The organism is Streptomyces sp. CLV115 (genome assembly GCF_038448545.1).
GTDB lineage: Bacteria > Actinomycetota > Actinomycetes > Streptomycetales > Streptomycetaceae > Streptomyces > Streptomyces sanglieri.
Genome location: NZ_JBCEWQ010000064.1, coordinates 1 through 12,024 on the forward strand (window position 1 = coordinate 1; position 12,024 = coordinate 12,024).

Consider the following 12,024-nt stretch of genomic DNA (forward strand, 5'->3'; position numbering starts at 1 on the left):
GCGTTGCGGGGTGCTCGGCCGCCCCGCAACGCAGCGCGGTGCGGGCCTCCGGCCACCTCCGCGCCACAGTGGCGCTTGGGCCGAGGTGCCGTCGTACCAGTCGACACCCGTTCCAGGCTGTCCCCCCCCATGCTCACGCGGCGGACGTCAGAAAGGACTCGGACAGCATCGATTCCCGACCGGCCCGCCAACGGATCGGCATCGACGGGCGGCTGCGCCCCAGGAATGGGACCTGGGGGACGTCCCGGCAGGTCTGCCCGTCGGAGGACATTCACCACATGGCTTCGTGCACTTTCAGCAGCAGCGTATGTCCGCCGGCCCTACTCGTGCGTTGCCGCGCTGGAGCCGGGGGCCGGACCTCGTGGTGCCGGATCCTGGGCGCTGCAGCTGGGGCCGGCGTAGGACGTCCCCCTGGTTCTCGCCGCCGAAGAGCGGGCGCCCGCCGAAGCACGGCAAGGAGTTCCGCTTTGCCGAGCCCGACACCTTGGGCGAGCCCGATGCCGAGACCGTGCAGTTCACCGACCGCTACGGCACCGCTCGCGCCGCGAGGGCCTGGGACCGCATCCATCCTCGGCTGGCCACCCGCTCCGCGTGGACCGACCGGAACGGCCAGCTCCCCGTCATCAAGGGAACGTTGATCCGACCGGAGGCTGCCGCCTGCTCGGCTCGAAGAACATGCAGCCAGCCACCCGCTACGGCGTGAGCAAGACCGTCGGACGCCCGGACACCCTGATCGAACGTGATCAAGCCCGGCCCTGAGGCCATGATCCGGCTCAGTCAGTGGCGCCGGGCAGAATGTACTCCCGTGAGCCTCCACTACGAAGTCGTCTTCACCTGCTTCCTCCGGGACGACACGCCCGCCACGGTCCTGGCAGCCCTGCGATGGCACCTCGGCCTGGCCCCCGGGCGTCCAGCAGAGCTCGACGCGGAGGAGCACTCGTACCCACTGCTCTCCCCGGATCCGGACAGTCGCCTGCCCGGCGCCGATTCCGTGTCCCTACGACGCCAATCCCGAGGCTTCACGCCCGGTGGTGAGCTCCACGCATGGGGACTGTTCAGCCGCAACCTCTGGCTCGACGACATGATGGGTGATCTCTACACCGTCCTGGATCTGCTCGCACCCCACGTCGAAGAACCTGGCTACACCGGGTACTTCCGGGAGGAGTTCGACACCGAGCCGACCGCCTTCACGTTCCGAGACGGCACCTTCGGGCCGCTGAAGCTCTGAATCCACTTCAGCACCTGGATGCCGAAAGGGGTGAAGAGCAAGCTTGTTCAACCTGACTCGTGCCCCGTGACGGCGGCGCAGGTGTCGATGCCGAAGACGGCCCACTCGGCAACGTGGCCAACCGCCGTCTGAACCACCCCCCCGACCGCCACCGGGACAGAGCATCACGAGCAGAACAGGTGTCGGGGTGTTCTGGTCTCTTCGCGACGGACACGAGCCTCGCCAACGCCGACTTCTTCGAGATCCGCCGCGACATCGCGGAAGACGGCGTGCTGCGCAAGCGGTAGGGGGGAGCCTGCCCGACCTGTGGGGCTGTACACGCCAGTGCGCGGGCCCACAGACCGGAGTACCTTTTCCCGGTGTGGCCGCGAAGCAGTATCCGACGGGCCGACGGCGTTCCACGTCCGTGGAAGCCAGAGCGTCCGGCGGCTTGTCAGGACATGCGTGCCTGGTCCGATCACCACGCTGAGCGTTTCGTGAAACGAGTCCCCGTGAGCGTTCCTCGCCCCACTTTCGGTTGGCCTGACGGATGAATGGCTCCGGGGAACGTGCAAAGTGACCGCAGGACCGCACCGGACAGGCCTGCCGCAGACCGAGTACGAAGCGATTGCGCTGGGCATCCCGCCCGCGTCACCGGCCTGCAGGTGTCCCGGCAGCGTGTTGATCCTGGCGGTGAGGAAAGCGAACACGACGTCTTTGAGGTCTCGGGTACGGAGCGTGGGACTGGTTGCCGTGACGATGCTCGCCGGCACCTCAACCAGGTAATACGTTGCAGAACGGATGGGGGATCGGTGTGGAATCTCTTTTCACCTGATCGGGTCTGGGACCAATCCGCCCGACATGCAGAACCGGATTCCCTGCGTGAGGGACGAAGAGAAGGACCAGCGTGTACGGCCGGGTCGGCCGCGTCTGGCGTTGGGTGCGCCGAGCGGGGCGTTGGCCGGCTTTGCCGCGCCGGCGGTGGCCGAACCGGTCGCGGCGGCGGTACGTCCGCGGTCCAGCCCGGTCGTCGCGGTGGGCTGCGCGTCCATCGACGCAACGCCCGCTTCGGTCAAGGCCTGGGCAATCCGCTACTTCGGCACCAACGACAGGCTCGTACCGCGGCTCGGCATCCTCGCCGTGCCGGCCGTGCCCGCCCCGGTGCTGGGTGTGCCGGCGGCACGACTCCGGCGGGTCGGAGCTGCCGGGGTCCTTCTCTTCGGGGCCATCAGTGCGGCAGCCGCTCTCGGCCGGCCCGACTCCACGAGCCTCACTGACGCTCTCCCGTCCGTAGCAGGGGTCATCGCAGGGGCTTTTCTTCTGTACGTACTCCGCCCAGAAGCACGGCTTCCCAGCACGGATGGTGGTTCCGGGCCTGTACGGCTGCGTGTCGGCCTGCAAGCGGATCAAGGACATCGAGCTCACCACCCTCGGTTCCTGCGCCCCGCACTGGGCCGAGCGCGGCTGGGCCCGCAGGGCGCCGATCAAGACCGAGTCGCGTATCGACACCCTCAAGGCAGGAGCCTCGTGCCCCTTCCCGAACCTCCGCAATACCCCCCGAACTCAGCAGAGCGCTGCGCGATTCAACAGGAGAACAACAGCATGACCACCTCCGTCCGTCGCACCGCCGGCCTCCTCGCCGCCGCTGCCCTGCTGCCCCTGGCCCTGACTGCCTGCTCCAGCAACAGCAGTGACCCGGGGAAGTCCGGCTCCTCCGACGAAGCGGCTGCTCCGGCCACCAAGAGCAGCGACAACAGGGGCAATTCGACGGCTCCCGCGAGCAGCATGGGCCAGCCCTTCGGCCCCGCCTGTTCTGCGGTGCCGAAGAACGGTGCCGGCTCCTTCGACGGCATGGCCGAAGACCCGGTCGCCACCGCCGCCTCCAGTAACCCGGCCCTGTCCACCCTCGTGACCGCGGTGAAGAAGGCCGACCTGGTCGACACGCTCAACAACGCCCGGAACATCACCGTGTTCGCGCCCACCAACGACGCCTTCAAGAAGATCCCGAAGGCGACCCTGGACAAGGTCCTGAGCGACAAGGCCGAGCTGACGAAGATCCTCACCTACCACGTTGTCGGCCGGAAGCTCACCCCGAAGAACCTGGAGCACGGCTCCTTCGACACGCTGGAGAAGTCCAAGGTCATGACCTCCGGCTCGGGCGAGTCCTACACGGTCAACGACTCCGCCAAGGTGGTCTGCGGCAACGTCAGGACCGCCAACGCCAACGTCCACATCATCGACACCGTCCTGATGCCCAAGAACTGACACCCGTGTGAACCGAGGACGCACGCGCTGCCCGGTCGCCTCGACGGAGGCGATCCCGGCGGCGCCCGTCCCTCATGCCGGGGCATCCGCCAGCACCCGACCGGCAGGGTCTGCCGGATGCCCCCTCCCCGGGGCTGGTCTGCGGACCGGAACACCTGCAGACCAGCCCCAGGAGCTTGCCGCTCATATGTCCGGGAAGGGGAACAATGACATGGCACAACCGTCCGACGTGACACCGACCGGGCCGACGACCGGTACGGAAAGCCCGCGCCGTACAGCCGTCATCGGCAGCGGAGTGGCAGGACTGACCGCCGCGCACATCCTGGCCCGCGCCCACCACGTCACCCTGTACGAGGCCGACGACCGGCTCGGCGGCCACGCCCACACCCACGACTTGACCGCGTCGGACGGCCGTACCCGCCACGTCGACTCCGGTTTCATCGTGCACAACCGCCGTACCTACCCGAACCTGCTGCGTCTGTTCTCCGAGTTGGGCATCGCCACGCAGGAGTCGGAGATGAGCATGTCCGTGCGGTGCGAGGGCTGCGGTCTGGAGTACGCCGGTGCACGGGGCCTTCGCGGACTGCTCGCCCAGCCGCGCAATACCCTGCGCGGACCGTACCTGCGCATGCTGGCCGAAGTGCCGCGCTTCCACCGAACGGCACGCCGCCTGCTGGGGACGGGCACCGCCGATACGCTGACGCTCGGTGCCTTCCTGGGCCGGGCCGGGTTCTCGTCCTACTTCCGGGCGCACTTCATGACGCCGGTGGTGTCCGCGGTGTGGTCCTGCGACGCGGAGACGGCTCTGCGATATCCGGCGACCTATCTGTTCCGGTTCCTCGCGCACCACGGCATGCTCTCGGTGAAGGGGTCACCGGCGTGGCGGACCGTCACCGGCGGCTCGGGAACGTACGTCCACCGGATCGCGGCGGGCCTGCACGAGGTGCGTGCCCAAACCCCCGTACGGTCCGTGCTCCGGCACGCGGACAGTGCGGACGTGACCGCGGACGACGCGACCACCACCACCTACGACCACGTGGTGATCGCCGTGCACCCCGACCAGGCGCTGCAACTGCTCGGGGACGCGACTGCGGACGAGAAGGAGGTTCTCGGCGCGTTCCGCTACTCCCGCAACGCCACCTTGCTGCACACCGACACCTCCCTGCTTCCACGTGCGAGCGGGGCCCGAGCCTCCTGGAACTACCTGATGCCGGACTGCCGGACGAGCGCGGACCGGGTGCAGGTGAGCTACGACATGAACCGGCTGCAACGACTGGACGCCACGCAGACCCATGTCGTCACCCTCGGCGGTCAGGACCGCGTCGACCCTGCCCGCGTACTGGCCCGCATGACCTACGAACATCCGGTGTACACACCCGAGTCGGTCGCAGCCCAGCGTCGGCTGCCCGAACTGAACACGGCCGTCACCGCGTTCGCGGGTGCCTATCACGGCTGGGGATTCCACGAGGACGGCTGCCGCAGCGGTGTCGAGGCGGCCGCCGCCCTGGGAGTGGAGTGGTGACCGAGCCGTCCGCCCGGCAGCCGGCACCTTCGCGACCGGCAGCTCTCTACCCGTGCACGATCACCCACGTGCGCCGGGCACCCCTGCGTTACGCATTGCGGCACCGCACCTACCTGTGGCTGGTCGACCTCGACCACCTGCCCGTGCTGCCGCGTCCGCTCGGCCTGCTCGCCGGCTTCCGCGCGTGCGACCACTTCACCGGGCAGGCCCCGTCGGTCCGGGCCGCGCTCGACGGCTTCCTGGGCGAGCACGGCATCGACCTGCAGGGCGGCCGAGTGCTGATGCTCACGCACGCCCAGGTCCTCGGACACGTCTTCAACCCCCTCACCCTGTACTGGTGTCACGACCCCGACGGCGGACCGCGCTGTGTGGTGGCCGAGGTCCACAACACCTACGGCGAGCGCCACGCCTACCTGCTGCACCCCGACTCGAACGGCGCCGCCCAGGTCGGCAAGGACTTCTACGTGTCGCCGTTCAACCCGGTGGACGGCCGCTACGAGATGTGGCTCCCGCCACCCGGCGAGCACCTGCGTCTGTCGATTCGGCTGCGACGGCCCCACGGCGCGCCCTTCACGGCCGCCGTCCACGGCAGACGGTGCGAGGGAACGGTTCCCGTGCTGCTGCGCCTGTTGCTGCGTCATCCCTGGCCGACCCTGATGGTGTCGGCCGCGATCCGTTGCCACGGCATCCGCCTGTTCCTGCGGGGCCTGCCGGTGCAGCCGCGCCCAGGCCGCCGCAACCCGGAGAGTGCGTCATGACCCAAGTCGAACCCCGTCCCACAGCCCGCCACCTCACCGGCGGCCACCGCATTGCCCCCGTCGACGCCGAGCGCTGGCCCGACGTGGCCGCTGTTCCGAAGGCGTCCTGGCCGGTACGGGCCCTCACCGCGTCCGTACTGGCAGGCGCCCTGCGGCGACTGCCCCTGCGTGTCCGGTACGCCGACGGCGGCACTCTCGGCCTGGACGGACCGCTGATAGAGGTGTGCGACCCGAAGGCGTTCCATGCTCGCATCGGCACCCGCGGGCTCATCGGGTTCGGCGAGTCGTACATGGCGGGCGAGTGGGACGCCCCGGATCTGGTCGGCGCGCTCACCGTGCTCGCCGCCCGCGCCGCGCACCTGGTCCCGGCACCGTTGCAGCGGCTGCGCGGCCTGTGGGCGCAACGGCAGCCCCACGCGCAGCGCAATACCCCCGACGGTTCGCGCACCAACATCAGCCGTCACTACGACCTGTCCAACGAGTTGTTCGCGCTGTTCCTGGACGAGACACTCACGTACTCCGCCGCCGTGTTCCGGGGCTTCCCCGCCGACCGGCCGCTGCTGGCCGCTGCCCAGCGGCGCAAGGTCGACCGGCTGCTCGACCTGGCAGGCGTCCACAAGGGCACCCGCCTGCTTGAGATCGGCACGGGCTGGGGCGAACTCGCCCTGCGAGCCGCCGCCCGCGGCGCGCACGTCACCTCGCTCACCCTCTCCCGGGAACAACGTGAACTGGCCCTCCAACGCGTGCGCCGGGCCGGGTACGCCGACCGCGTATCGATCGAGCTGTGCGACTACCGCGAGGCCCGCGGCACCTACGACGCGGTCGTCAGCGTGGAGATGATCGAGGCGGTCGGTGCAGAGTTCTGGCCCGTCTACTTCCGCACCCTCGACGAGCGCCTGGCGCCGGGCGGCCGAGTGGCTCTGCAGGCCATCACCATGCCGCACGAGCGGATGCTGGCCAGTCGTGATTCCCACACCTGGATCCAGAAGTACACCTTTCCCGGCGGTCTGATCCCTTCCACACTTGCCATTGAGGAGACGGTTCGCGACCACACGGGGCTGACAGTCGTCGCCCGGGACGGTTTCGGCGAGCACTACGCCGAAACACTGCGCCTGTGGCGGGAACGGTTCACCGACCGCGCCGACGACGTCGCATCGCTCGGCTTCGACGCCACCTTCCGCCGCCTGTGGACCTTCTACCTGGCCTACTCCGAGGCCGGATTCCGCTCCGGATACCTCGACGTCCAGCAGTACCTGCTCACCAAGGAGACCTCGACCCGATGACGACCGCCCGCATTCGAGTCCGCACCGGTGCCGCGCAACGGCTCGCTGCCCTCGCCGAGAATGCGCTCGGCGGGCCGCTCCCGGTGCGGCTGCGCACTTGGGACGGCAGCGAAACCGGCCCCGCCGACACCCCCGTGGTCGTCGTTCGCTCCCGACGCGCACTGCGCCGCCTGTTGTGGCAGCCCGGCGAACTCGGCCTGGCCCAGGCCTACGTCACCGGCGAACTCGACATCGAGGGCGATCTGACCCAGGCACTGCGCACCATGTGGGCCGCCGCGCGAGAAAGGAGCCTGCACGCCCCGCAGTTCTCCCCGGCGGACTGGGCGCGCACGGCCGGTGAGGCCGTACGGCTGGGGGCCGTCGGCCCGCGACCGCCCGCCCCGGCGACCCAGGCACGTCTGCACGGCAACCTGCACAGCAGGACCCGCGACCGAGCGGCGATCAGCCATCACTACGACCTGTCCAACTACTTCTACTGCCTTCTCCTCGACGAGACCATGGCCTACTCCTGCGGCTACTGGACCGGCGACGAAGCCGATCTCGCCCCCGCCGACGCCCAGCTCGCCAAACTGGAGCTCGTCTGCCGCAAGCTCGGCCTCGGCCCCGGCGCCCGGCTGCTCGACATCGGCTGCGGCTGGGGCTCGCTCACCCTGTACGCGGCCGAAAGACACGGGGCACACGTCACCGCCGTCACCCTGGCACGGGAACAGGCCGCCTACGTACGGCGACAGGTCCACGAGCGACGACTGGACCACCTGGTCGAAGTGGTGTGCCAGGACTATCGGGACATCACCGGCTCCGCCTACGACGCGGTCGCCACCGTAGAGATGGGCGAGCACGTCGGCAACGACGAGTACCCGGCGTTCGCCGCCTGCCTGCACCGTCTGGTACGCCCTCGCGGTCGCGTACTCGTACAGCAGATGTCCCGGGGCACGCGTTCCCCGGGAGGCGGCGCATTCATCGAGTCCTACATCGCCCCGGACATGCACATGCGGCCGCTGGGCGAGACCATCGGTCTTCTGGAGGCAGCCGGCCTGGAGGTGCTGTCTGCGGAGTCCCTGCGCGAGCACTACGTACGCACCATCAGAGCCTGGCACCGCACTCTCGAAGAGCGCTGGGCGGACTTCGTGCGACTGGTCGGAGAGGAGACCGCCCGCGTATGGCGCCTGTATCTGGCCGGCGGGGCCCTGGCCTTCGAGGAGGGCCGCATGGGCGTCGACCAGATCGTGTGTGCCCGGCCGGCCGCCGATGGCGACAGCGGCCTGACGGCGGCGGAGGCGGCCGACTGGTACCGGCACCTGGTCGGCCGGTGAACGGGCTCGCCCGCGGTGCGTTCGCCGCGAACCTCGGATGGGCGGCGGCGACCGCCCTGGCGGTCATGCTCAGTACCTTCGCGATCGCCCTCGTCCGAGGAGTGCACCGCATCGTCGACATTGCCTGGGGGGTGGCCTTCGCCGCAGTCGCCCTGGTGACCTTCGCCCACTCGGCAGGCCACGGCGATCCGGCCAGACGCACCCTGGTGACCGGTCTCACCGTCGCATGGGGGCTGCGGCTCGCCGTCCACATCGCGCGCAGGGGCGCCGGTCACGGCGAGGACCCTCGATACGAGACGATGCTGGCCCGCGCGCCGGGAAACCGGAACCTGTACGCCCTGCGGATGGTCCATCTCCTCCAAGGATTCCTGGTGTGGCTGGTTTCGCTGCCAGTACAGGCCGCCCAGTACACGATGCGGCCGCTGTCCGCCCTGGCCTTCACCGGCGCAGGGGTGTGGGCCCTGGGGCTGTTCTTCGAGGCCGTGGGGGATGCCCAGCTGGCGCGCTTCAAGACAGACACCGCCAACCGCGGCCGAATCATGGACCAGGGACTGTGGCGCTACAGCCGGCACCCCAACTACTTCGGGGACTTCTGCATCTGGTGGGGCCTGTTCCTCATCGCCTGCGACGCGGGGCTCATGGCCGCCGCCGTGTCCGTGATCTCACCGCTGGTCATGAGCGCACTGCTGACCAAAGGCAGTGGAAAGCGACTGCTGGAGCAGCACATGACCGACCGGCCTGGCTGGCACGCCTACGCGGCGCGAACCAGCAGTTTTGTTCCTTTGCCACCCCGTAGGAACCGGTGAGGGAGTGGGAAGCCCGCCATGGGACGGCCTCCCCACACCCGTGCCTCACACCGGCACGCCGAGCACGACCAGGGGAGGGGTGGTCGGCTGTCTGGATCCGCCGGCCGGCTCCACCGTGATGCCGATGCCGGTGGCGTCATCGACCGCCCCTTCCATCAGCACGGCCTGGCTGCTGCGGTCAGGGCTCATCAGGCCGGCCGGCCGCATCTTCCCGCCGTCCGAGAACCACAGCTGGTAGACCTTGCCGCGCGGAGGTGCGGCCATCCGCGAGGCGACGAAAACAGCCCGGTCACGACCGGTGGAGACCACCAGCGTGCCCCCACCGCCCGCAACCGGAACCGACCGGGACTTGGCATCGGATGCCGTCAGCACACCGGCGACATCCTCAACGTTCCGCTGAACCTGTGCCGCCTGAACTCGTGCGTCCCGGGCGCGCTCGTACTGCCACACCGCGGCGCCGCCGAACAGAACCGCGGCAGCCACACTTGCCGCCAGCGCCCACCGGACCCGGCCACGCCCGCTCCGCACCCCGCGGCGCGCTCGGTCCAGAGGCACGGAACCTGGCGCCACCTGGCGCACGGTGACAATGCGGCGCAAGACCTGCTCCCGCATGACCGAAGGGGTACGCACCCCGGAAGCCGGAACCAGGCGTGCTGCGGTGGCCGTGAACTCCGCGACCTCCTGATCGCAGGCCTCGCACCCGGCCATGTGAAGTTCGAAGGCCACACGCTCGTCGTCATCCAGCGCATGCAATGCATAGGCGCCCGTCAGACCATGCAGATCCGTGGGGGTCATGCCGTCACGCCCAGGCAGTCGCGGAGCCGGATGAGCGCGTCGCGCAGCCGGGTCTTGACCGTGCCGAGCGGTAGCGTGAGCGCTTCGGCGACCTCCCGATAGGTCAGACCGCGGTAGTAGGCCAGAGTGACCGACTGCCGCTGAAATTCGGTCAAGGTCCGCAGACAGCGCCGTACCTGTTCCTGCTCCAGCCGGGTCTCCACCTGCTCAGTCACTTCGTCGAATGCGGGCTGATGGTCAAGCAGGGCGGCCTTTGTGTCCCGGGCCGCGGCGGCCTCCACCGACCGGACCCGGTCCACCGCCCGCCGGTGGGCCAAGGTGAGAATCCAGTTGATGGCGCTTCCGCGCTCGGGACGGTAGCGCGGGGCCGTTCGCCACACCTCCACCAGAACGTCCTGCGCAACCTCCTCCGACTGTGCACGATCGCGCAGGACCGCCCGGACAGTACCGAGGACGGAGCCGGCCACGGCATCGTAGACCTTGGCGAAAGCCTCCTGGTCGCCCAGTGCCACCTCGTGCAGCAGCCGCTGCAGGTCAGGCTTGACCGACGGGCTTGCGCCAATATGTACTGGTTCTCTCATAATCGCTCTTTCTTAGGCGTGACAGGCCGGAACATCCCGTGTAATCCGGGGCCGCGCGAACCGCGGATTGGTCTTGAGGCTTCTGAATGTCGAAGAGCCTGTGCCCCTGTCGGCGAAGGACGGACAACAGAAGTCGGGAACTCCTGACTCGGCCTGATACTTTCTCCGCTCACACAGCTCGCTTCGCGATCCGGACCAGGTCGCCCGAGCCGCCGGTCGGCCAACACGGCCTGACCACAGGCCTGGAACGCAAGCCCACGGTGCCCCAACGCATCGTCGGACACCGACATGCTCAACAACATGACAGTGCCCTGCCGTGACACGGCCCGGTACCGTTCCACGGGGCCGGGTCACATGCCGCGTCAGACGAAGGTTGAGTTGTACACGCCGGGCCGACGCGGCTGTCGGACCAGCGAGTCGGTGCGCTTCTTGGACCCAAGCAGGTGTCAGCCCACCGGAATGCCCCCGTGGGCGGCGGCTTCGCGCATCCAGTCGAGCCAGGTGTGCCAAAACTCGTCAGCTTTCAGCCAGCACCTCCTCGTTCCCGCAGGCCGGGCAGCCGGGGAGATCGGCGCCGTCCGGAATCTGAACGCCCGTCGACACTGCCCTCGATCGTCGTCGGCGATCTCCGCGGCACAGCTCCCAGCACGGCGCACAGGTGGTCCCGGTTCACGCAGGACAGCTGGGCCGGCCGCCTCGCTGCCAGTCGGGCCAACGAACAGACCCGAACTCGCTCCGAAGACCACGGCCCGGCCGACACCTTCGTCAGCACAGATGTGTTGGCCCTCATTGACCACATCATCGCAGCCGGTCACGCCGACCCGCTCGGCGTGACCGGCTCATTCCTCGTCGGCTGTCACGGCAGCACCGGCTGTTCAGGAACAACCGCCCAACCCGCCCCTGCACCGGCGACCGACCTCATGCGCCTGTACCCGCGCCGCGCCGAGTACATGGACAACCGGCCCACCCCGGCCGGGCAGGCGGTCCGGCCGCACCACCTGCCGGCGGTTGCCGGCCGTCACCGGCCTGTCCGGACAGCCGACCGTCACCGCCTACGAGTTCAGGTTCACCCAGAGGTGCCAGTTGCTGGTGGTGGTGCTCTGGCGGCAGAACCAGTCGGAGTAGATCGAGCTCTCCCCGTCCGCCAGGCAGGCCGCCTCGGTGCTGTAGGTTCCGACGTCGGTGTATGCGAAAGGCACCACCGGGCCGTAGGCGGCCGTGCTCGCGTCGGAGGACGCGGATGCCGCCTGGGCGGTGGCGACGGTGCCGCCGGTCACCAGGGCAGCTCCCAGGGCAACGCTGGTGAGCCAGAATCGAGTACGCATTCGTTTGCTCCCTTGATCATCGTGGCGTGCATGAACGTCCGGAAGTCCGTCGAGCAATCGCGGCCTCTCGCCCAGTGCTCCGTGCTGTGATGCGGGGCGAGGCCGCAGGCCGCTGATCCTTGACCCGGCTTCCGGAACCAGCATGCCGAGGGCAACCGCACTCGCCCGT

General features: G+C 69.2%; 11 protein-coding genes and 1 pseudogene. 9 read left to right on the top strand and 3 right to left on the bottom strand.

Annotated elements, in window-relative coordinates:
• Positions 1-418: 418 nt before the first annotated feature.
• The 9 genes and pseudogenes from AADR41_RS22050 to AADR41_RS22090 form a co-directional block, all read left to right on the top strand.
• Positions 419-643: pseudogene (locus tag AADR41_RS22050) on the top strand (NF041680 family putative transposase); the annotation flags it as partial.
• 162 nt (positions 644-805) lie between these two features.
• Complete coding sequence (locus tag AADR41_RS22055) at positions 806-1,228, top strand: hypothetical protein (protein ID WP_342283109.1); 423 nt, start codon at positions 806-808, stop codon at positions 1,226-1,228.
• 1,339 nt (positions 1,229-2,567) lie between these two features.
• Complete coding sequence (locus tag AADR41_RS22060; RefSeq protein ID WP_342283110.1) at positions 2,568-2,813, top strand: hypothetical protein; 246 nt, start codon at positions 2,568-2,570, stop codon at positions 2,811-2,813.
• Positions 2,810-3,472, top strand: coding sequence for a fasciclin domain-containing protein (locus AADR41_RS22065; protein WP_342283111.1), 663 nt, complete (start codon positions 2,810-2,812; stop codon positions 3,470-3,472). The genes AADR41_RS22060 and AADR41_RS22065 overlap by 4 nt, the downstream gene beginning before the upstream one ends.
• A gap of 211 nt (positions 3,473-3,683) precedes the next feature.
• The gene (locus tag AADR41_RS22070) at positions 3,684-4,994 is read left to right on the top strand and encodes an NAD(P)/FAD-dependent oxidoreductase (RefSeq protein ID WP_342283112.1); all 1,311 of its coding nucleotides are present in this window, start codon (positions 3,684-3,686) and stop codon (positions 4,992-4,994) included.
• 68 nt (positions 4,995-5,062) lie between these two features.
• Positions 5,063-5,752, top strand: a complete 690-nt coding sequence (locus AADR41_RS22075; protein ID WP_446751089.1) for a DUF1365 domain-containing protein — start codon at positions 5,063-5,065, stop codon at positions 5,750-5,752.
• The gene (locus AADR41_RS22080) at positions 5,749-7,035 is read left to right on the top strand and encodes a cyclopropane-fatty-acyl-phospholipid synthase family protein (RefSeq protein ID WP_342283114.1); all 1,287 of its coding nucleotides are present in this window, start codon (positions 5,749-5,751) and stop codon (positions 7,033-7,035) included. The genes AADR41_RS22075 and AADR41_RS22080 overlap by 4 nt, the downstream gene beginning before the upstream one ends.
• A complete protein-coding gene (locus AADR41_RS22085; protein ID WP_342283115.1) occupies positions 7,032-8,348 on the top strand; it encodes a cyclopropane-fatty-acyl-phospholipid synthase family protein in 1,317 nt (438 codons plus the stop codon). The genes AADR41_RS22080 and AADR41_RS22085 overlap by 4 nt, the downstream gene beginning before the upstream one ends.
• Positions 8,345-9,154 (top strand): DUF1295 domain-containing protein, encoded by an 810-nt coding sequence (locus AADR41_RS22090; protein WP_342283116.1) that lies wholly within the window; start codon positions 8,345-8,347, stop codon positions 9,152-9,154. The genes AADR41_RS22085 and AADR41_RS22090 overlap by 4 nt, the downstream gene beginning before the upstream one ends.
• A gap of 45 nt (positions 9,155-9,199) precedes the next feature.
• On the opposite strand, the gene AADR41_RS22095 is transcribed toward AADR41_RS22090, so the two are convergent.
• The 3 genes from AADR41_RS22095 to AADR41_RS22105 form a co-directional block, all read right to left on the bottom strand.
• Positions 9,200-9,949 (bottom strand): anti-sigma factor, encoded by a 750-nt coding sequence (locus AADR41_RS22095; protein WP_342283117.1) that lies wholly within the window; start codon positions 9,947-9,949, stop codon positions 9,200-9,202.
• Positions 9,946-10,530, bottom strand: coding sequence for a sigma-70 family RNA polymerase sigma factor (locus AADR41_RS22100; RefSeq protein WP_342283118.1), 585 nt, complete (start codon positions 10,528-10,530; stop codon positions 9,946-9,948). The genes AADR41_RS22095 and AADR41_RS22100 overlap by 4 nt, the downstream gene beginning before the upstream one ends.
• Positions 10,531-11,582: 1,052 nt before the next feature.
• Entirely contained in the window at positions 11,583-11,855 is a 273-nt protein-coding gene (locus AADR41_RS22105) for a hypothetical protein (RefSeq protein WP_342283119.1), read from the bottom strand.
• Between the last annotated feature and the right edge of the window lie 169 nt (positions 11,856-12,024).

Excerpts from the sequence above, each read along its gene's own strand:
- AADR41_RS22105 (WP_342283119.1), bottom strand. The coding sequence starts at position 11,855 with ATGCGTACTCGATTCTGGCTCACCAGCGTTGCCCTGGGAGCTGCCCTG.
- AADR41_RS22070 (WP_342283112.1), top strand. The coding sequence starts at position 3,684 with ATGGCACAACCGTCCGACGTGACACCGACCGGGCCGACGACCGGTACG.
- AADR41_RS22065 (WP_342283111.1), top strand. The coding sequence starts at position 2,810 with ATGACCACCTCCGTCCGTCGCACCGCCGGCCTCCTCGCCGCCGCTGCC.
- AADR41_RS22080 (WP_342283114.1), top strand. The coding sequence starts at position 5,749 with ATGACCCAAGTCGAACCCCGTCCCACAGCCCGCCACCTCACCGGCGGC.
- AADR41_RS22085 (WP_342283115.1), top strand. The coding sequence starts at position 7,032 with ATGACGACCGCCCGCATTCGAGTCCGCACCGGTGCCGCGCAACGGCTC.
- AADR41_RS22100 (WP_342283118.1), bottom strand. The coding sequence starts at position 10,530 with ATGAGAGAACCAGTACATATTGGCGCAAGCCCGTCGGTCAAGCCTGAC.
- AADR41_RS22095 (WP_342283117.1), bottom strand. The coding sequence starts at position 9,949 with ATGACCCCCACGGATCTGCATGGTCTGACGGGCGCCTATGCATTGCAT.
- AADR41_RS22060 (WP_342283110.1), top strand. The coding sequence starts at position 2,568 with ATGGTGGTTCCGGGCCTGTACGGCTGCGTGTCGGCCTGCAAGCGGATC.